General features: G+C 35.3%; 15 protein-coding genes and 5 pseudogenes. 14 read left to right on the forward strand and 6 right to left on the reverse strand.

Annotated features, from left to right (window positions below):
* The first annotated feature begins 66 nt into the window (after window positions 1-66).
* Complete coding sequence (locus WYK_RS01805; protein WP_040372766.1) at window positions 67-864, forward strand: aminoglycoside phosphotransferase family protein; 798 nt, start codon at window positions 67-69, stop codon at window positions 862-864.
* A gap of 109 nt (window positions 865-973) precedes the next feature.
* A pseudogene (locus tag WYK_RS01810) lies at window positions 974-1471 on the forward strand (kinase).
* Window positions 1472-1658: 187 nt separating this feature from the next.
* Here WYK_RS01810 and WYK_RS01815 read toward each other — a convergent pair.
* A complete protein-coding gene (locus WYK_RS01815; protein ID WP_268870024.1) occupies window positions 1659-2345 on the reverse strand; it encodes an MFS transporter in 687 nt (228 codons plus the stop codon).
* A gap of 240 nt (window positions 2346-2585) precedes the next feature.
* Between WYK_RS01815 and WYK_RS01820 the strand changes: the two genes are divergently transcribed.
* A complete protein-coding gene (locus WYK_RS01820) occupies window positions 2586-3155 on the forward strand; it encodes a GNAT family N-acetyltransferase (protein WP_040372768.1) in 570 nt (189 codons plus the stop codon).
* Window positions 3156-4175: 1020 nt separating this feature from the next.
* Here the strand turns inward: WYK_RS01820 and WYK_RS01830 are convergent.
* The 3 genes and pseudogenes from WYK_RS01830 to WYK_RS01840 form a co-directional block, all read right to left on the reverse strand.
* A complete protein-coding gene (locus WYK_RS01830) occupies window positions 4176-5333 on the reverse strand; it encodes a GerAB/ArcD/ProY family transporter (protein WP_051387262.1) in 1158 nt (385 codons plus the stop codon).
* 26 nt (window positions 5334-5359) lie between these two features.
* A pseudogene (locus WYK_RS01835) lies at window positions 5360-6576 on the reverse strand (Ger(x)C family spore germination protein).
* Window positions 6566-8206, reverse strand: a complete 1641-nt coding sequence (locus tag WYK_RS01840; protein WP_040372770.1) for a spore germination protein — start codon at window positions 8204-8206, stop codon at window positions 6566-6568. Before WYK_RS01840 ends, WYK_RS01835 begins: the two are co-directional and overlap by 11 nt.
* A 164-nt stretch (window positions 8207-8370) precedes the next feature.
* On the opposite strand from WYK_RS01840, the pseudogene WYK_RS25365 reads away from it, so the two are divergent.
* From WYK_RS25365 to WYK_RS01855, 5 genes and pseudogenes are all read left to right on the forward strand, one after another.
* A pseudogene (locus tag WYK_RS25365) lies at window positions 8371-8528 on the forward strand (spore coat protein).
* Between the two features lie 16 nt (window positions 8529-8544).
* On the forward strand, window positions 8545-8901 hold the full coding sequence (locus tag WYK_RS01845; protein WP_040372771.1) for a spore coat protein: 357 nt from the start codon (window positions 8545-8547) through the stop codon (window positions 8899-8901).
* Window positions 8902-9054: 153 nt separating this feature from the next.
* Window positions 9055-9171: pseudogene (locus WYK_RS24395) on the forward strand (glutathione-dependent formaldehyde dehydrogenase); the annotation flags it as partial.
* Window positions 9172-9637: 466 nt separating this feature from the next.
* Window positions 9638-10321, forward strand: coding sequence for a FadR/GntR family transcriptional regulator (locus WYK_RS01850; RefSeq protein WP_040372772.1), 684 nt, complete (start codon window positions 9638-9640; stop codon window positions 10319-10321).
* Window positions 10318-11553 carry a CynX/NimT family MFS transporter gene (locus WYK_RS01855; RefSeq protein WP_081704717.1) on the forward strand — a complete coding sequence of 412 codons (1236 nt, stop codon included), beginning with the start codon at window positions 10318-10320 and terminating at the stop codon, window positions 11551-11553. The genes WYK_RS01850 and WYK_RS01855 overlap by 4 nt, the downstream gene beginning before the upstream one ends.
* A 462-nt stretch (window positions 11554-12015) precedes the next feature.
* On the opposite strand, the pseudogene WYK_RS01860 reads toward WYK_RS01855, so the two are convergent.
* Window positions 12016-12547: pseudogene (locus tag WYK_RS01860) on the reverse strand (transposase); the annotation flags it as partial.
* A gap of 230 nt (window positions 12548-12777) precedes the next feature.
* On the opposite strand from WYK_RS01860, the gene WYK_RS01865 reads away from it, so the two are divergent.
* Window positions 12778-13677: a DMT family transporter gene (locus tag WYK_RS01865; RefSeq protein WP_040372773.1), complete on the forward strand. Its 900-nt coding sequence runs from the start codon at window positions 12778-12780 to the stop codon at window positions 13675-13677.
* Window positions 13678-14345: 668 nt separating this feature from the next.
* Complete coding sequence (locus tag WYK_RS01870) at window positions 14346-14813, forward strand: hypothetical protein (RefSeq protein ID WP_040372774.1); 468 nt, start codon at window positions 14346-14348, stop codon at window positions 14811-14813.
* A 62-nt stretch (window positions 14814-14875) separates the two neighbouring features.
* Here the strand turns inward: WYK_RS01870 and WYK_RS01875 are convergent, their stop codons facing one another.
* Window positions 14876-16195 (reverse strand): DUF2254 domain-containing protein, encoded by a 1320-nt coding sequence (locus tag WYK_RS01875; protein WP_040372775.1) that lies wholly within the window; start codon window positions 16193-16195, stop codon window positions 14876-14878.
* Window positions 16196-16971: 776 nt separating this feature from the next.
* Here WYK_RS01875 and WYK_RS01885 point away from each other — a divergent pair.
* The 4 genes from WYK_RS01885 (at window position 16972) to WYK_RS01900 (ending at window position 19742) form a co-directional block, all read left to right on the forward strand.
* Window positions 16972-17391, forward strand: a complete 420-nt coding sequence (locus WYK_RS01885; RefSeq protein WP_040372777.1) for an RrF2 family transcriptional regulator — start codon at window positions 16972-16974, stop codon at window positions 17389-17391.
* Window positions 17392-17511: 120 nt separating this feature from the next.
* Entirely contained in the window at window positions 17512-17898 is a 387-nt protein-coding gene (locus WYK_RS01890) for an IDEAL domain-containing protein (protein WP_040372778.1), read from the forward strand.
* A gap of 29 nt (window positions 17899-17927) precedes the next feature.
* Window positions 17928-18239 (forward strand): thioredoxin, encoded by a 312-nt coding sequence (gene trxA, locus WYK_RS01895; protein ID WP_040372779.1) that lies wholly within the window; start codon window positions 17928-17930, stop codon window positions 18237-18239.
* 378 nt (window positions 18240-18617) lie between these two features.
* Window positions 18618-19742 carry an NADH-dependent flavin oxidoreductase gene (locus WYK_RS01900; protein WP_040372781.1) on the forward strand — a complete coding sequence of 375 codons (1125 nt, stop codon included), beginning with the start codon at window positions 18618-18620 and terminating at the stop codon, window positions 19740-19742.
* Window positions 19743-19766 lie beyond the last annotated feature (24 nt).

Consider the following 19766-nt stretch of genomic DNA (forward strand, 5'->3'; position numbering starts at 1 on the left):
TATTTATGGGTAAAAATACATCTCTTTTGACACAATCATAGAGTCCCTATATTGGGGGAGTTATTAATGAAAAGTCAGAACGAAAATGAAGAGGTACTTACTGGAGGAAATGTCTCAAACGTATCTCGTTTGGGAGAGACTGTTCGACGTGAAGTAAAGCCTGAAAGTAGTAAAATTCATAAACTATTAGAGCATTTGGAAGGTAAAGGTTTTATACACGCACCGAAGTTTTTGGGAATTGATGAAAAGGAACGTGAGATATTATCATTTTTTGAAGGAGAAGCTGGGAATTATCCTTTAAAGAAGTATATGTGGTCTAATGAAGTTCTAAAAGAGATAGCGAAAATGCTTTGTCTTTATCATCAAGCTGTGAGTGATTATCCAATCGAAGATAGTTGGCCTCCAATCGATAACACCCCACAGCCCTTTGAAGTGGTATGTCACAATGATTTTGCTATCTATAACATTATATTTAATCATGAAAAGCCAGTGGGAATCATTGATTTTGATCTAGCTGCTCCTGGTCCAAGACTTTGGGATATCGTCTATACTCTTTATACCTGCGTTCCTTTAAGTAGACTTTATCATACTGAATCTGGAGAGGCCGTTTATTATGAACCATTAATGGATGCTGACCGTATAAAACAAAGAGTTACATTATTTTTTGAATCTTATGGTGTTGAGGGATTGGAAAAAGGTTTTTTAGACATGTTGTTGCTACGAGTAGAAGCATTATGTAAAACGATGCAAAGGAAAGCAGCTGAAGGCGATTTAGCTTTTCAAAAAATGATCGATGAAGGGCATTTTGAACATTATCAAAAGGATCTTCAATTCATTCGTGAACACGGAAAAGAATGGATTTAAAATCGTTTTGAACTAAATAATAGTCATCACGAACTGAGGATTGCTGTCTTTAAGGCAGCTTTTCCTTTTTACAAGCTTAAAAAATAGGAGACACTGTTAAGGGGAAAATATGGAGTCTAAACTAATTATCATACGAGGGAATTCTAGGAGTGGAAAAACAACGATTGCGAAAAGTCTTCAAAATCAATTGGGACATGGAACGTTGTTGGTTCCTCAGGATGTCGTTCGACGTGAAATGTTGAAGGTTCACGATAGAGAAGGAAACCTATCAATTGATTTGATTCGCCAAATTGCGGAATATGGTAAAGATAAATGTGAGTTTGTTATTGTGGAAGGAATCTTGTATAAAAGTCGTTATGGTGAAATGTTGAATAACTTGATTCAGTTCTATAATCATAAATCATATGCGTATTATTATGATTTATCCTTTTAGGAAACAGTCATTCGCCACAACTCTAGTTCGAAAAAGATGGAATTTGGAGAAGATTCTTTACGTGCCTGGTGGAAACCAAATGATTATCTTGGTGTGAATGGAGAAACGATACTGACTAATGATCTGTCACAGAACGATGTTATGAAACTGATTTTAAATCAATTGCAAACATAACAATGGTCGAGTGACTCCGCGCAAAAATGTACAGGCGCTTAATTTATCAACGAAGGAAGTGAATGGTTAAAGGAATAATTTGACTTTTTACTTTGAAAGGAAACGAGGTTAACTTATACATTAAGCCATAAGAAAAACAGATCAAACGATAGTTGTTTGATCTGTTTTTTTTCAACAAAGTACCAACTTAAGCGATTCCCTTGTCATGAATGTTTTGATGACGTGCATAAATCAGGTAATAAAGAACAATGGTACATAAAACGATAACCGCAAGAAGTGCGTATAAGTGACTGTAAGACATAACCGTTATAAAGAGTCCTAATAAATATGGACCGAATCCAATACCAACATCTTGAAATATAGAGAATGTTGCAGTAGATAGACCGATTTTCTCAGTAGGAACAGATTTAATGGAAATAGCTTGGCAGCAAGATTGCATATTTCCGTAGCCAAATCCAATTAATATACTGGCAAGCAGTAAAACAAATCCGCTATGAGCACCACTTAATACAAACAGACCCGCAGCAAATAAAATAAACGCAGGGTACATGATATAATTAGCGCCCTTCTTATCTAATAGACGACCAGAGAAAGGACGTGATATTAGAATAGCTAATGAATACGTAATAAAGAAGAAACTTGCAGTTGCTACTAAATCTAATTCAATCGCGTAAAAATTAATATAAGTTAAAACACTAGAATAACAAAATCCAAGGACTAGCATCACCATTGAAATAGGTAAAGCTTTTGGTTCGATAAAGTTTTTTATTGAAAATGACTCTTTTTCTTTTACAGTTGCAGTGTGTACAGGTTTGGGAATCTTCGCAAATAAACTGAGAAGCAGACTCATAATCCCAATTGAAAGATATAGCACTGGGGTCAAAATATAGAAAAAAGCAAAAAAATAAAAACTAGATAGCTAACTTTTTTGGTGGGTGTATTGCGTGCGGATTTTAAAAATAAAATACTATTGAAAAATAAAACGTACTCAACCCGACCAGATTTGTCAGCGCTAGTTGTTTATAATTAGTTTAACTGTTCAGAATAGTATAATTGTGTTACGATAATTCAGTAAAAAAAGAATAAATTGGAAGAAAAGAGTTGGAGAAAGAACTTGAATAATTTAAACCTTTTAGTAGTTAAGCATAATCAGATGGAGAGTGAACGTATCTTATTACGTCCGATTTCGCTAAATGATGCTGAAGATATGTATGAATATACGTCTGATGAAGAAACGACACGTTTTATTTACGAGCAACATAAAGATTTGGACCAAACTAAAAATTTAATAGCGAATTATTTTGTAAAAGAGCCTATCGGTAAATACGCAATTGTATTGAAAGAAAGCAATAAAATGATTGGCGCTATCGAGTTCAGGGTGCATGAATGGAACAAAAGTGGAGAACTAGGTTTTACCTTAAATAGGCATTTTTGGGGTAAAGGGTACATGACAGAAGCTGGGAAACTTATATTAGGATTAGCCTTCAATGTATTGGGGTTAGAGCGAGTATTTTCAGAACATGAAGTTAAAAATAGTGGTTCTGGAAAAGTATTGATTCGCTTAGGTATGAAATGTGAAGGCATCCTTCGTAAAAACCAAATGATAAAAGGTGTACTAGTAGATAGCGCATATTATTCTATATTAAAAGAAGAATATTTGAATTTTGATAAAAAGGAACAATAGATTAGGTAATCATTTAAGTGTGAATTTTTGTGATGCTAAATCTAATAACGTTTCCACATAAGATTGGGAATACACCGAAGCCACAAAATGTTGTTAAATTAACCTTTTGTGGGTTTTCTGTCACACCCCTTCTATAATATTCGCTGACTCTTGCGCCTATCGCCATAAAAGTTTCTTCCTTTATAGGAAACAAGATGACCACTGCCAATAGGATTCCCGATAAGATAAAGACATTGCGAATGCCAAATACATCTGCAACTATCCAATCGAAAGGGAGGCAAGACCAAAGCTTTCCGTTTCCAAACGCTCCAAAAGTGGTATATACCGTCGATAACCACTCATTTGGACCAAGGTCTGCTGCGGAATGTTCTTAATCTGGCTGGAATCTCGACAAGGAAAGTAAGAATTAGTGCCAGCACTAGAATTCTGTTCAATACAAAGAAGATCGTCACCAGACTGCAGGAAATAGCGCCTAAGAAAATAAGCTGGCTGAGTTTTTGTTCAATCCAATCAGAATATCGCAGACAAAACAGGCTTCCAGATTATCTAGGAGAATTAGTGAACAAGTAGCTTGATGAGAAGTTCTGTAGAGAGTAGAAGCTCTGCAGGGCTTTTCTTTTTCATTAGAACCGAATCAAGTTGAAAGATAATTTATTATATAGGTGATAACGGAAATATTAATTCGTCGTTTGTTTCGGTCAGAAATTTGAATGGGCAAACCACGAGCTAAAACCAAGAGGTTTATGTACAAACAAAGCAATAGAAATATACAGTGATATACCGTACATATTTTTTATTTATGTTGTTTCTTTTTTCTATTATTATAAAAGGTACAAACTGGTCCAACAATCATGAGAAAAATTAAGAGAAAAAAAATAACTTTTTCTGTTACTTCCATCACTAGAAAAGGTCTTATAGATTTATTAATGGAAGTATTTAGGTCAAATCCTAAAAGAATGTCCATGCATAGAGAAAAAACAGTTAAAAAGACGAAGATCAGAGTAGTAATACCGATTATCTTCAATTTTTATCACGCTCCGCTAAACGATACTTCCTTTTTGGCAATAAATTTTTATTATGATTGCTTTTCTTTTTTTTGTTCTTAATAAATGCAATCAAAAGTAACAGAATTGGAATAATTACTTGAAGCGGGAGATGCAAATAGAGGGTAATAATATGAAGCCCTTCTTTAACATGTTCAGAAAAATTACTGGCGATTGTTATGGATAAAATCAGGATAGCTAGTCCTAATGGGAAAGCTAACCGTGCGGATTCTTTGACTTTAAATAAATTGGCTGTTCCTACTACAGATGCATAGAAAAACACACACATTTTAAAAAATATACCGATAACTGATAATAGTATAAAATATACATCTAACCGTTCTAAAAATCCAGCTACCTCAATTGTTTGTATAGTGGAAAGAAGGGGGAAGGGTGAACGGGTAATGTTATTTACACCAAGTACACTAACATTTATGGCCATGACTGAAGCTAAAATGAGTCCGCTGAATCCTATTGCTAATAAACCAATTCGTTTCACTTTTTCGGGTCGATTTAAATAGGGGAGAATCATAGAAAATATAATCACCTCACCAAATGGAAAGTACAGGGTTTGAGTAAATGTCGTTTTTATAACAGGCTTGATACCTTCTTCAAGCACAGGTTCTAAGTTAGAAATTTGTATTATCCCCGAAACAACTATTAAAAAAAGAGCGCTAATCCCAAGTAAAATGATTAGAACAAATAGTAATTCACTTGTTCGCGCTAATACTTCAATACCCTTACGAATTGTATATATAACTAAAAGAACCATCAATGTATTCAAAATAAACAAAGGAGTTTCCCAATAAAAGGCTGTAATTAGCATTTCTCCGAAATCCCTCAACACTCTTGCAGAAAGATATATAAAATAGAGTACGTAAATGAAGGCCAATATTTTCCCCAAAAAACTTCCCATAATTTTTTGTATATATTCAGTTGGAGGTAAGTCTGGATAATATGAGTAGAGACCATGATAGACCAAATATAAGCAAAAACCACCAACCATACCAATCAAAATAGCAAGCCATGCATCCTGATTTACTTCTATTGCAAGAGGTACCAACAAGGCACTACCAAGTTCAAACAAGACAATTAGAATAAATAGCTGATATGCGCTGATTTTTGCCTTTTCCAATGATTTTTCACTCCTTTTTTTTACACTTATTGTTTCATATCTGAAAGATATGAATTGGTTCTAAGACCAGAACGTCGTATAAATGCTTCTACCTTCACATTTACCTTTAAGTTTGGAAAATATGTATCATTCCAATCGTTCTTTATCTTTTTCCATTTTTTTGGATCAGAACGATGAACCACTTCCCCAAATCCAAAAATATCTGATTTGTTTTGCTGCGTTTTTGTAACAGTGTTTTCTAATTGCTTCTTAATTTCTTTTTCTAATTTTTTTCTATATCCAAAATCTCATAAGGATCGGTTAGATCAATTTGTGACCTTACTTCGCGAATATCACCTTCTGCTCGTACATTAACTGTAATGACAGGGAGGCGGTTTTTTGTATCAGCTGAGACTTTTGTATTTTGACGGACCACGTTGTAAGTCAAGGAGTTTTTCTGTTCTTCCGAGTCTACTATCACATCTGTCTGCTGGATTTTATCCAAGATCCATACTACTCCTCTAGACATCTCACCTTGATACCAGTCAACCAACTTTCCTTCTTTAAAAATGGCCAGTCCGTCAGATTCAAGAGTGGTATCCAGTTCAGACTGTTGAATATTTTCGATCTTTTTTCCTTGTTGGATATCTCCTTTTAAGCTAAATCCGCTAATAACTGTTTCTTTCCCTGCAGAGGTTAGAGTAGTAATAACGTCCTGCAAAGTAACTTCCATACTTTCTCCTCTAGCTCTTTCTGTAGCCTGTAAAGTTCCGTTCACTTTCTCGGCTGGAATCTTATCAATGGCAGTCAATGATTTAAGAAGATCACCTGCTTTTGTATGATGGGCTATTACAACCCTTGACGTCATTCGAATTTCTGGATCACGTTCAAAGGCGTCTAAAATATCTGTAATGCCTTCTTCTTTTGCTAACTCCTCACTAATAACAATTAGATTTGCATGTGCGTGATATAGCCTTCTTGAGATTTTAGATGTCGCATGGAAATGTGCTTCCAGAACACTGTCTCCCGTAGCTGAGTAAACGGTAACTGTGGGGCTTTGACCGCTTCCGCCACCTTGAAGTCCTCCTGCTACGTTTCCAGGATTGACAAGTTGAATGGTCTTGACATATTTACCCTCTGCATTTTTATCAATCGCCATTGCAGATATTATCGCTAGTTCATTTAACTCTTTTTGACTCCAACAACCTGAGATGAAAACTGTACTTGTCATAATCAAGAAAAGAAGAATCCATTTATGATTCATTCTGGTCACCTTTTTCCATGTTAGTAGTATTTTTCATGACACGAGTACCAGGAGGCTGTGGTTTCTGATTTTCCCCTTGACTAACCCTATTTTGGCCACTTATCAATCGTGGTCTTTTTTTGTAAGCCCAAATTGGTCTACGGAAAATGGTATCACCTGCTTCCTCGCGGATAAATGGTGCAAGAGGTGACATATAGGGTACACCGAATGAACGTAGACTGCATAAGTGAACTATAAGTAGAATAAACACTAGAATAATTCCATAAAAACCGAATGTGGCTGCACCAACCATAAAAATAAATCTAACCAAACGGGCAGTTATAGCAACTGCATAGGAAGGGGTCGCAAAACTGGCGATTGCTGTCAAAGAGACTACTATTACCATTCCAGGTGACACTATGCCAGCCTGTATTGCTGCCTGTCCAATGACAAGTGCTCCTACTATAGATATAGTGGAACCCATAGCTTTAGGCATGCGAATACTGGCTTCTCTTAAAATTTCAAAAGTTATTTCCATTATGAGTGCTTCTATAAATGCAGGGAATGGAACAGATTCCCTTTGTGCAGCAATAATAATAGCCAATTCTGTTGGAATCATCTCCTGATGAAAGGTAGTAGCTGCGATATATATAGCAGGGCCGACAAGGGATATTAAGAAGATCACAGTGCGTAAAAAGCGAATAGCTGTTGAAATATCAAAACGTTCATAATAATCTTCAACTGATTGAAAAAAATCTATGAATAGGGCAGGTACCAGCAATACAAAAGGAGTCCCATTTACAAAAATGGCAATCTTTCCTTCTAACAAATTACCCGCCACACTATCCGGTCTCTCTGTATGATGAATCGTAGGAAAAGTAGTATTTGTTTGATCTTCTATTAGCTGTTCAATATACCCGGATTCTAAGATGCCATCAATGCTTATTCCTTTTAAACGTTTACGTACTTCTTCTATAATTTCATTCTTTGCGATTCCATTTATATACATAATAGAAACTTCTGTTTTTGTCATTTTGCCAATATTGATGGACTCAACCCATAAATCTGTATTGTTAATTATTCGACGAACCATGGCTGTATTTGTCTCTATTGACTCGTTAAACGCTTCTTTAGAGCCTCGAATAGAAACATTTGTAGTAGATTCCTGAACAGACCGTCTCTGTCCACCCTGTGTACTCGCACATATCCCTTTGCTTAGTCCATCGATGAGCGTAATAGTTTCACCCGACATTAATGCCGTAAATAGTTTTTCCCAGTCATTAACTACTTTGATTCCGCCTACAGCAACAACATCTTCGGTGAGAACTTCTAACACATCTTGTGGTTTGAGCTTTTCACTTAAATTTTGGTTATTTATTATTGATTCGATTACAAAATCGTTAACTGATTGATTGTCAACCATTCCTTTTACATATAAAATGGCTATTTTCATCTTGGAGTTATGACAAATTTTTAACTGGCGGATTACGATATCTGAACTGTTTCCTGTTTTTTGTTTAATGACTTCAAGATTCTTGGACAAGGATTTTTCGATGAGGTTCGGTAGTGTCTTATTAGTTTGATTTTGATTGTTTAACTCTTGAATCTTTCTATCATTTTTCTGTTTCTTTCGTTTTAAAAATGAAAACATAGTTCAAATACCTCAAATACCTTTCTTTTCAACCTATTCTGTTCAAGATAGACCCTTTTTAAACAGTATGAAAAAAGATTAGTCATGTGGATGAAAAAATTCGGAGGTGGAGGAATATGTTTGAAAAAAAATTAGCACTTCATGAAACTTTGGAATTTCATTAAGTGATAAATTTTAAGACATTATGTTTACTTAAATCTAAAATGATGCAAGGTATTGTTTTGACCAAGATCTAAAAGCATTAATGGAGAAGGACGTAAAACAATCTATACCAGCTTTAACTGTAGCTATTAAACTATATTCAAGTTCTGAGTTAAAATAATTGGAGGTCGGTTCGTATGAATGACTATTTAGATCCTATAAATTCTGTTGGCATGCCTGAACTTACTGATTCAGGGATAGCCCTTGAATTTTTGTTATCAGCAAAAACTGGGGTTAGAACTCTTTCAATTGCATTGACAGAAGCAGCAACACCTACAATTAGAAAGTTATTACAGGAACAACTTGATGTAACCATTAGTTTATATTTCGAAATTGCAGATCTCATGATGAAAAAACAATGGTTAAACCCATATGATTTGGAACTTCAAAAACAATTGGATATAAAATCAGCTCAAAATGCATTAGATATAGCTAATTTAAATCTCTTTCCGGGCGTTACAAATCGGAAAAACCAGCCTCCACCCCTTGGATAGGCATGACGAAGGAATGAAAGGGCATATTAAGACCCGTTGAGACATGGGAGGGAAAGCCTCCAGGGGCAGCGTGGAGAATGTGCGCAGTATATGTAATAATATGGGATTTTCGGAGTTCCGTGCGGAGGGCTTAAAGACAAATCTTGGAACAGTTATAATGCATTCCCATTAGGTGACATCTTCCAACGAAATGTGAATATTAGGACAGGTCAAGCTCCAGTAATTCACTACATGCCGCATATATATAATTTAATTGCAGAAGGTAAGGTTTGCTCCTGCTTTCAAATGGGCAAACCCATTTCTATTTACAATAATCAATCGATTATATTTTTCATCTTCGTATATATCTTTAACCAAGTGTGATTCTTTAGCAGTTCTATATTTTGATCAATTTTTCGAGTATCCAAGGATTATTATTACCGACTCCTGAGGAAAAAAGGCCTAAAAAAATCTAACATAGCTTAATTATCCCCCTGAATATTTCTTTAAAAATCAGTTTATATTTTGGCTTAAAATGAATTTCTATTGTTTGTTGGGAGTCCTCATTCAGAACCCTTTGAAGTACACTTGAAGATTAAAGCCCCTGAAGATGAATTCAATCATTTATACCAACTGAGATTAAAGCTTTATTAAACCAAATTGATGATTCACTTTATTTCATGAAAGAGGTTTATCTATTTCAATTAATATGGTAAAGTACCAATGTGTTAAACATCGGATGTTTGGAGGTTTCTGGATGAAATTAAATAAAACTACGCGTTTATCTCTAGTAGAACAGGTCACTACGCAAATTGGATCTTTGATAGAATCAGGGCAATGGCCTGTTGGTTATCGTATTCCTGCTGAACCTTATTTAGTTGAAGAACTTGGTGTCAGCCGTAATACGTTAAGGGAGGCAATCAGGGCTTTAGTTCATTCTGGTCTTTTAAAGACAAAACCTGGTGATGGGACCTTTGTTATTTCCTCAAGCATTTTAGGGGTGGCTCTTCAAAGGCGTCTTAAAGAATCTAATTTGTTGGAAACTCTGGAAGTGCGTCACGCACTAGAACGGGAAACTGCATTATTAGCGGCTGTAAGACATACGACAGCCGATTTAGAAAATATTAAATTGAATTTGGCTGAATGTGAAGGATCTGCTCTAGTGAACGACTATGCTGCTTTTATTGAAGCAGACATTAAATTGCATAGATCCATTGTGAAAGCAGCACATAATCAGTTACTAATGGATCTATATGAACATGTAGCAGAATCTGTTCGATTATCTATAGGAAATATGATAACTAACTATCAACCAATTCCACACAGTAACCTTGTACACGCAATTATAGAAAAAAAACCGGAAGGCGCGGCTGCTGCTGTTGATGAGTATATTCAACAATTTAAAGATAGAATTCAAGCTACAATGGAGGATCCACAATGAAATCAACAGGAAGCAATAGCGTGATGGATATTAAATCTGAACCCTCAAAAGTAACTACTCTTCTTCTTATTATTGGGATTATTTTTATTGCTACAAATCTTAGATCCCCTCTAACCTCCGTAGGTCCCTTAATTGGAATGCTTCGAGATAATTTAGGAATTTCTAATACAGTACTAGGTTTAATTACAACCATTCCTTTATTGGCTTTTGGAGTATTTTCTTCTTTATCACCGAAACTGGCTAGGCGTGTGGGGATGGAACGTTTATTGTTCTTTTCCTTAATTATACTTACAATCGGTATTATCGTGCGATCCGTAGGGGGTGAAACCATGTTATTTACAGGAACGATTTTGATAGGCTTAGCAATCTCTGTATGTAACGTTTTACTGCCCAGTTTAATAAAACGCGATTTTGAACAAAATGTTGGTTTAATGACAGGTGTTTATTCGGTATCCATGAATTTATGCGGCGCAATTGCTTCAGGAATCAGTGTACCGCTTGCTACCAAAGAGAATCTAGGATGGAACGGTGCCCTTGGTGTTTGGGCGATACTTTCCTTCATTTCTATTTTTCTTTGGTTACCACAATTGCGGAAAATTCGTATAGCCAAATCTATAGATGAAAATAAGGTGAAAAGTACGGATTTTAATATTTGGAAATCACCTATTGCATGGAATGTAACATTTTTTATGGGCCTTCAATCATTAATATTTTACGTATCAGTGGCATGGCTCCCTGAAATTTTAATTCAAAAAGGAATCAGCGCTGCTAGTGCAGGCTGGATACTATCATTAATGCAACTTGCTATTTTGCCTATTACTTTTTTTGTTCCAATCTTGGCCGGCCGTATGTCAAATCAACGTATTTTAGTTGTTATGACATCAATACTATATCTGTTAGGGATTTTCGGATTGCTTTACGGAGGCTATCTGATTATTATTCTATCGGTAATTCTAATTGGCATCGCAGTGGGCAGTAGTTTTAGCCTTTCTATGATGTTCTTCAGTCTACGAACTAAAACGGCCCATCAATCAGCAGAATTATCAGGTATGGCACAGTCCATAGGATATCTTCTTGCAGCTATTGGTCCCGCTCTTTTTGGAATACTGCATGTCATCACGAATGGCTGGACAGTACCTTTATCGATGATTATGATTGCGACCATTCTACTCCTCATCTCAGGTTTAGGTGCAGGAAGGGATGCATTTATTGGACTAGAAAAAGGAAAATAGAGAAAAAGACTCATATTAACGTTTTAGCGTTCCTGATATGGTTGGGATGCCATTTTCGTGCCCTAATTACAAACAAAGAATAGGTTCAAATCTAACCAACTGGTAATACGCAGTGGGAGGCGACAGGGTTGACTATTAGAGAAATAATGTGTTTGCTCAATGGGAATTATTCACAGCGGTATTATAAGAATGAATTATATGCTTTTTGAACCGACTAAGAGAGTAAGAGAATAACGTAGAAACGTTATCGCCAGTACCAATTACACACAAGTGAACGTGATTACACAATTTTAATGTATTTCATAAAATGGCGATGAAGATGTTAGTATCAAAGCATGTGGAGGAAGACATTGAGTTGGTTTATCAGGAGGAGAGAAATCCCTTTTATCCTATTAATAATCACTTGCTCTATTACAAACGATTCATAAAAGTTATTATATGAATCAATGTTGGGATTGCCACTAACCAACTTTCACGGTCTATTTTGGACTTGCGTCCTCGTTTTTTCGGTTCAGCTTTAGGCTGTTCGTCTTTTAAAGGCGCTTTATCACAAGCTTCGAAATGTGTGGCATCAATGGCCACTGTATCATCTGAGATAAAACCTTCCGTAATGGAATGATAAACCAGAGAATTCTGAGCCTTTTCAAGCACATTGGATTCACTCAACTTGGTTAAGAGTCTAGAATAAGCTGCCTCAGATGGCGTCTTGTCTGAGACTAGGAATCCACATTCTAACTTAAATAAGAAATCTTGATTTAACCGTTTAATTAAGTTTTTTATCGTAGGAATTCTTTCAACAATTCGAACACACATAGAGATGGTCATGGCGGCATAGTTAAGTTCGACAGATGCTCCAAATCGTGATTTTTTGTTCACTTCGCGGTAAAATCAAGTCCAGATCAATCGCTGAAATAATGGCTTCATAACGTTGGGTAGGTTCTAAATTAAAAAGTTCTTGCAGGTCAAATAGGCTTCCTTGTCGTATACTAGTCATAGGGAGTCTTCCTCCAGTCTTAGAGTTTGTTCGTCACTTACTCATTTCGACATTTTGGGGAGGAACTCCTTTTTTTGCGTTTCAAAACCCTTGGGGCTCTAAGTGTCAAATTTATGAAATCGTCTCAGGTATAAAAAATATATATTTAAAAATGGCATACAGAGTACGTATCTTGTGCTATTAATTTGCAAGGTGTATTATGGTTTAGGTACTTATGTTAAGGAGGCACTATGAAAAAACTTTCGCGAACAAATACAGCCTTACTACTTACATTTCTTGTGATTGTGTGGGGCGTCAATTGGCCATTATCTAAGATGGCACTGAATTATGCACCACCAATATTATTTGCCGGAATTAGAACTATTTTGGGTGGTCTAATTTTACTTATTTTTGCACTTCCGAGATATAAAAGTCTTCGCTTTAAAGAAACATGGCATTTTTACCTAATTTCTGCTTTTCTTAACATTATTCTCTTTTACGGCCTTCAAACGGTAGGTCTTGGTTATGCCCCAGCAGGATTGTTTTCGGCTATTGTATTCATTGAGCCAGTTTTACTTGGGATTTTCTGTTGGATTTGGCTTGGAGAATCGATGTATGGATTAAAAATCATTGGATTAATTCTTGGTTTCGCAGGTGTTGCGATTATTAGTGGAGGAGGATTTACAGGCGATATTTCAGCTATTGGTATTATTCTGGCCCTTGGATCTGCATTATCCTGGGGATTAGGCACGGTTTTTATTAAGAAAACAGGTGATCGTGTTGATTCAATTTGGCTGGTTACCTTACAACTTATTATGGGCGGTCTTTTGTTATTAAGTGTGGGTACCAGTGTTGAGAGTTGGTCAAATATTCAGTGGGAAATGCCGTTTATAACAAATTTACTATTCATTTCTACCTTTGTAATTGCATTTGGGTGGCTCGCCTTCTTCACACTTATCGGTTCAGGAGAAGCCAGCAAAGTAGGATCATTCACTTTCCTAATACCGCTTATTGCAATCCTTTGCAGTTCTTTCTTTTTACAAGAACAGGTTACACTAAATGTAATAGTTGGTCTTTTATTTATCTTGATTAGTATTTTGTTTGTAAATATAAAGCTAAAATCACAGACGGTACTCGAATCAGGTTTATAATAAAAAATGTACTCTGTTCTTCTTCGTAACTAGAAAATGTAATTTTTATTGTTAAAAATGATAGGGCCAACCTGTTACATTGGTTGACCTTATTTTAATATTAAAAATACTAACGAATACCCATTGGTTATAGGTGTAAATTAGAAAGTTGATAAAGACCAGGTTGAAATGTTTTCGAATGATATAACTGATTGGTTAACTAAAAAATCTTTTATTTGTGATACGTTTTTACTTTCTTTTATATATTTAAGGTGATATAGAGAATGATAAATCAATAACAGTGAATAGTGAACAACATTGCAGCTGTTATTGGAAAATACATAGATAAAAGAGAGACAAATGTTAACTGCTGAAAATTAGATTACAGTTATAAAAGTTTTTATCTCTAGGTATGGATTATGGTTAAGTAAGAAATTTGATAATCCATTTCCCTCTTTGGATACAAAGAGAGTAGTAAAAGATTTTAGTAAAAATTTTTCTCAACTATCGGATGAAGATAATGGGTTATTAATGATTTTAATATCTTTTAATGATTAGTTACAGTTAGTTACGTTATAAGTAGATGGTTTTTCAAAACAAATAAAAATGCTGCAAAGAGCTATTTTTGGCAAAAAAAACCACCTTATATGGAAATAAGGTGGTCAGTTTGTAGACAAAAGGGGTTCGGAATGTTTAAATTCCGAACTCCTTTTGATATTTTCTTGGATAATTTACGAATCAAGGAGTTAAGTATCATTATGGCAATACTTATGTTGATAATTATTATCGTTAAACTGCCATTTATTTATAATAGATTATCGAATAAAATGCATAGCGAAATGCACAATCATTATAATTTGTGGGAGCATCCGATAAAAGAGGTTCTATTTTTAGAAGATGATGATGTGGTTATGAAGCTTGATATTAATAAGGACTCTGAACTCATTAATCAAAATGCGGGCGAAGTAATATCCAGAGGGATTGACATAAATATCTTGTTCATTAAAAGTGGAGAAACAAAAATCAGGAAGAAATTATCCAAGCATGAGCTTAAACTTGGGGATAAACTTTTTTTATATGGAAACAAAAAAGAAATTGAAGAAAACTTTTCAAAAGAGATAGAAGTAATGAACAAGAATAACGGTTCCCTGGAATAAAAAGGTCCGTTATTCTTTATTATTTAATTCTCGAAGAAAAATAGGGTTAAAGAAGGTAGTAGTTACTCTATCGGAAGCAGATGATCTTGAAAATTTTTATTACAGGCCTTAGCAAACTTCTTTAAATGGTTATTTAGAAATAATTTATCCATTCTTAACCATTCTTCTCGCTTAATTCCTTCAATAATATAGTCTGAAAAATCCCAAGTTAGATTTTTTATCTCATTATCATTGGTTTCCGCTATAAGAGCAAGTGCTTTAATAATAGAAGTCATTACAGATACATCTGCTTTTCCGTAATGCCGAATTTGGTAAAAGCTCTCGTACAAATAATCAGTGAAGGATGGTTTTTCGAGAATGACCCGTACATTGTTTTGCTTATCATAGTAGTATGGATAAGTAGGAATTTTTCCATACTTTGTTAAGACTTGTGCCAAATGTTCAATGCAGTTTATAGCTGTTTCAGGATCATTTTTACCTGGTGCAATTGCTCGTAAAGCAATTTCAACTAATTTTTGAATTCCAAATTCCACATCTTGAATCGATTCTTGATCAGGTGTAATAAAGATATAATCAAAAATATTATTATCTGACGAGTCCTGACTATCCCAGACAGTTAAAAGTGGAGTATCAACATCGACGTAATCACCTGGAACTTTTTCAAACTTGATAATGATATTAGATTTATGTGCATAGTCAACCATACCTACAATCTCAACAAATTGGATGTATCCTTGTTTCTTACTTTTAATTTCAATTGACTTCCTTTCTTGGAAATTTAAGTTTGCATCTTCCTTAGAAACTACCAGTTTTTTTTCATCTCTTTTATTTTCTTTAATAGAAGAAAGTGTTTCTTTTGTAATATTAGAAATTAAATTCCCTACCTTAATCCAATCTATGACATGGTGAATTAAGAACACAAACATACCGATACAAATAAAAGCTACTAATACGGCAAACGATGGTACGATAAACTTATTGCTCAATCCATTGTCTCTAACTTGAATGAGAAGTACGATTACATAAATATATCCCCCAATAAATGTTCCGAGTACCTGTTGTGTTTTGGAATCTGTATTGAAATTTTGCAGCGTTCGAGGAGAAAATTGAGCTAGAAAAGTGGTTAATACCACTAAAATAGAAGAGAATGTAATGGTTGTCATCGTTAGCAACGAAGTAGCAATAGTACTTAAAACGGAACGGGACAACTCTTTATCTATAAGAAAAACAGAAGGAATAAATTTCATTACATTTGGGTGTTGGGCCAGGGAACGATCTAACATTGTACTTAAAATGGCTAGAAGAAAAAAGCATACTCCATATATTGCAGGAACAATCCAAAAATTCGATTTTATCTTATTCAGTACAAGTTTAAATGACATGAACGAAACCTCCAAAAAAGAGATATTTTATTGTATGGTTTGCTTTTTCTTGATACGGAATATAGTAGTAATTATGGCTCTGTTTGAGGGTATCCATAAATTCTATTTTCCTTTTTTGGGGAACTAAAATAACAACTTCCATTGGCATATTTTATCACAAAAACAAAGAAACGAATAATTAAAGAAATACGGAATGAATTATTGAAAAGTAAATGCAGTAACCATAAGAATCAACAAAATAGAGGAAAAATACCAATGGATGAAACGCACCTTGTTATCTTACACGTATTTTTACAAGCTGAAACAAGATCTAGTCAAAAAGCAGCATTTATACGAAAAAACCCTTAAAAAAGGTTGCTTTCAAAAAAAGCCTTCTACTAAAGACTTTTCATTTTTACTTGTACAATACATTCGTAAAGACTTTTATGATTCGATTGAACCTCCTCATCACTATGTTACATCATTATTGCTTTGTTTAAGCAGCCTGACTTTCAAATTGACCGAAAAGAGCGAATTTTAGTTCATTTCCTATAAGATGATAAAGGTCCCACTTCAACTCCGACTCTTTTTTCCAATTCTATAATTCTGGATAACCCTAATCCATCCCTTATCCTATCGAGTCTTATTTCCTGAGTTTGTAAAAATACTTTAATTGAATTTATTATTTTAAAAAATTTAGGACGATGTGGAATTTAATAATATTGAGTTTTTTTGTTGACTTTATTAACTGTACATAATAATATTACAGTAATCTCCTTGAGGAGGAAGCGATTAAAGTGAATAGTGATTTTACGATAGCAGTGCATAGTTTAGTCTATTTAGCTTATTTACCAGATCATATGGCCAGCAGCGAGTCAATCGCTTCCAATGTTTGTACTAACGCGGCTCGGATTCGCAAGATAATGAGCTGTTTGCGCAATCATGGTTTTGTAAAGACAAAAGAAGGTATCGGCGGCGGCTATATTCTTGATTGTAACCCTCAAGAGGTATCATTGGCAGATATTTATCGTACCGCTTCACGTGGAAGCCTAAAACCAAGCTGGTGTACAGGTGATCCGGAGCAAGATTGTGTTGTATCGTCTAATACTCAGGTGGTTATGGATCAGATTTTCAATGAAGCAGAGTTGTATTTAGAAAAATATTTAGAGAATATTACCCTTAGATCTGTCCTGGAAAAAATTAAACTGTGTCCTTGATTTAGTTTTTTCTTTTGTCTATACTGTATATTAATTTATTACAGTATGACGCGAAAGATGGCAGAATCTTTTTTTATAAACTGTAACTTTTTTTATAACATTTAAGGGGGTTAGATGACGATGGCTGATAAATATCTATTTGAAAATGGGGATTGGGTACAGGGCAGGTCCAATGATGGAGCACTAGTTCACGGTTATGTTGAAACCGTAGACTCTAACCAACGTATTATAAAAGTTAACGTAGTGGAAAGTGACAATGAAAAAGCGATTGGCAAATCGCTATGGATCTTAAATAAATGGAGTGAAAAGCTGCCTGATTTAACAATAAGCAATGAAAGTCAAATTCTAACATTAATCGATTTGGCTTTACTGTCCAAAGATGAACAGTGGTTTATGGAATTATCTGGACAATTAGCATCTATTAAAGAAGTCCCAGAAATGCATACCAAGAAATCCGAATTCCTAATCAGTCCAAACAGAATTGGGAATTTTGATACAAAAAAGTAAAATAAAAAAAGATATTGGAGGAAAAAATAATGGCTATTTCACACGTCACAGATCAAACTTTTACTACTGAAATTAAAGAGGGATTAGTGTTAGTGGATTTTTGGGCGCCATGGTGCGGCCCTTGTAAAATGATTGCACCATTGTTGGAAGAAATCGATGGTGAAATTGAAAATGTTGGGATTATCAAGCTTAATGTAGATGAAAATCCAGAAATAACAAGAGAATTTGGCGTGATGAGCATTCCAACGTTGATACTTTTCAAAGACGGAGTTGCAGTAGAAAAGGTTATTGGCTTGCAGCCAAAAGAAGCATTGACAGAATTAATTTCAAAGCACGCGTAAAACGGAAGGGATTTTCTTTGAACTAATGGCAAACTATAGGATGGTACCACGATTTTTACCTTTTCGTGGTACCATTCACAAGGTAAATTTTAAAGGAGATTGCCGATTCTTTTTCAGGTTAACCCTAAAAACAGGAAGCATTCCTTGAGCTCTCTAAAGCTGTAGTTATTCATTCTCACGCTGAAGAAGGAAAAAGGATTCGATTATGATGCTTTCAAAAATTCAGGAAGTACTGGAGAGTATCTGTCATGACAGCTTTCGGTAACCAAGCAGCAGATCCACATAGGCCAAAAACAAACTTGAATCAATTTGTAGAGTAGGCAAAGTAAGTTTTTGCTGATTTTACATAATTAAAAAAAGAGAAGGAGCAAAGACATCATGAATTTAAAATATGCACCATTATTTGAGTCATTTGACATTGGAAAAGGGGTTCAATTAAAAAATCGTTTGGTCATGGCGCCGATGACAAATTTCTCATCAAATGCTGACGGGACCATCACAGATGCAGAGGTAGAGTATTATGAACGACGTTCTAATGGCGTAGGAATGGTCATTACGGCATGTACCTATGTGACTGTAAATGGTAAAGGATTTCATGGTGAGTTTGGCGGGGATCGTGATGAAATGATTCCGAGTTTACGTCGTCTGGCATCAGCAATTAAAGCGAAGGGTGCGAAAGCGATTTTGCAAATTTTCCATGGCGGCCGTGAGGTCCCACCTGAATTAGTGCCGAATGGTGATGTTGTTAGTGCGAGTGATATTCCTTCAGAAGGTGAAGGAAAACCTGTTCCACGGGCATTGACTGACGTAGAGATTGAATCCATTATTCGTGATTTCGGAGAAGCAACTCGGAGAGCGATTGAAGCAGGCTATGACGGAGTTGAAATACATGGTGCGAATGGATATCTGATTCAGCAATTCTTCTCCCCTCATTCCAACCGTCGTGAAGACCGGTGGGGCGGCACTCTTGAAAAACGTTTAACTTTTCCGCTGGCAGTTGTAGATGAAGTAAAGAAAGTTGTTGCTGCACATGCGAAGGAAGCTTTCCTAGTTGGTTATCGTTTTTCACCTGAGGAACCTGAAACCCCTGGAATCACTATGGCTGAAACACTAGAACTAATAGATGTACTTGCAGAAAAAGACCTTGATTATCTTCATGTTTCCTTGATGGATTTCTGGTCAACACCTAAACGAGGCGTTGAGGATACACGTTCACGTATGGAAATCATTCAGGAGAAAGCTGGTAATCGAGTTCCTGTAATAGGGGTAGGTTCTATTCATTCAGCAGATGAAGCATTAAACGCCCTTCAAAGTGGAACGCCATTAATTGCCTTAGGACGAGAAATTATTATCGATCCTGACTGGGTGGAGAAAGTAGAAGAAGGAAAAGAATCTGAAATTGTTACAAAGCTAGACAAGAGTGCTCAACAAGAGCTTGTCGTACCTAATCCGCTTTGGCAAGCAATCTTGAATACACCCGGATGGTTTCCAATTGCAGAATAATCATTAAAAATTAAATACTGGAAT

The organism is Peribacillus psychrosaccharolyticus ATCC 23296, from assembly GCF_000305495.1.
Classification (GTDB): Bacteria; Bacillota; Bacilli; order Bacillales; family DSM-1321; genus Peribacillus; species Peribacillus psychrosaccharolyticus.

What these genes read in the sequence shown, in the direction of transcription:
- WYK_RS01855 (WP_081704717.1), top strand. Translation starts at nt 10,318, where the DNA reads ATGAAATCAACAGGAAGCAATAGCGTGATGGATATTAAATCTGAACCC.
- WYK_RS01900 (WP_040372781.1), top strand. Translation starts at nt 18,618, where the DNA reads ATGAATTTAAAATATGCACCATTATTTGAGTCATTTGACATTGGAAAA.
- trxA (WP_040372779.1), top strand. Translation starts at nt 17,928, where the DNA reads ATGGCTATTTCACACGTCACAGATCAAACTTTTACTACTGAAATTAAA.
- WYK_RS01840 (WP_040372770.1), bottom strand. Translation starts at nt 8,206, where the DNA reads ATGTTTTCATTTTTAAAACGAAAGAAACAGAAAAATGATAGAAAGATT.
- WYK_RS01875 (WP_040372775.1), bottom strand. Translation starts at nt 16,195, where the DNA reads ATGTCATTTAAACTTGTACTGAATAAGATAAAATCGAATTTTTGGATT.
- WYK_RS01805 (WP_040372766.1), top strand. Translation starts at nt 67, where the DNA reads ATGAAAAGTCAGAACGAAAATGAAGAGGTACTTACTGGAGGAAATGTC.
- WYK_RS01870 (WP_040372774.1), top strand. Translation starts at nt 14,346, where the DNA reads ATGTTTAAATTCCGAACTCCTTTTGATATTTTCTTGGATAATTTACGA.
- WYK_RS01850 (WP_040372772.1), top strand. Translation starts at nt 9,638, where the DNA reads ATGAAATTAAATAAAACTACGCGTTTATCTCTAGTAGAACAGGTCACT.
- WYK_RS01890 (WP_040372778.1), top strand. Translation starts at nt 17,512, where the DNA reads ATGGCTGATAAATATCTATTTGAAAATGGGGATTGGGTACAGGGCAGG.
- WYK_RS01865 (WP_040372773.1), top strand. Translation starts at nt 12,778, where the DNA reads ATGAAAAAACTTTCGCGAACAAATACAGCCTTACTACTTACATTTCTT.
- WYK_RS01845 (WP_040372771.1), top strand. Translation starts at nt 8,545, where the DNA reads ATGAATGACTATTTAGATCCTATAAATTCTGTTGGCATGCCTGAACTT.